Raw genomic sequence first — 522 nt, 5'->3', positions numbered from 1 at the left:
CATACGGCCAGCAGGACACCAGTTCTCGCGTGCCAGGGACAAGGCCCGGTCGGCCTCGTTCCGGTAGATATTCGAGACGGTCACAGGCTGCGACTATCTGAATCGCAACACGGCTTGCTGCTGCGGGGTTTTCTTCCCCTATGTTATTTCTAATACTTTGGAGGTCATCGACCGCTGGCTCGGTAATATCAACGATGAAATTTTGCCCGATTACCCGCGCTGTGGTGCAGGTTTTTCGTGTTCCGTCCCCCAAGAGAGGMGCCCGTTMCGCMCCTCAGAATAGGGACGCTTGCGCCCTTCATCTGCGGCGCGGATTCCGTCTCGAACGGCGTCAGCMAAAGCTGTCGTCTCGGCGTCGTCATGCTGGACAATCGGGTGTGCGCTCATCATGCCGCTCCTGTCGCTCAATCAAGTTCAGACATTGATACTACCGGAAAACGGTAGTTTTAGCCGCTAAAATTTCTTTGCTTCATGAGCAGACAGAATAATCAGAAAAAAACATTGGTGCAGACCCAGAGCGAA

General features: G+C 53.9%; 1 protein-coding gene. It reads right to left on the bottom strand.

Annotation, left to right across the window (positions count from 1 at the left end; translation table 11 throughout):
• A partial coding sequence (locus tag KP708_RS15590) for a type II toxin-antitoxin system RelE/ParE family toxin (RefSeq protein ID WP_252348119.1) occupies positions 1-253 on the bottom strand: 253 nt, incomplete at its 3' end.
• Positions 254-522: the final 269 nt, after the last annotated feature.

It is taken from the genome of Gluconobacter sp. P5H9_a (assembly GCF_018812085.1).
Lineage (GTDB): Bacteria > Pseudomonadota > Alphaproteobacteria > Acetobacterales > Acetobacteraceae > Gluconobacter.
Note: the sequence above shows the minus strand (reverse complement) of the source record. Positions and strands in the feature narration are given on the sequence as shown.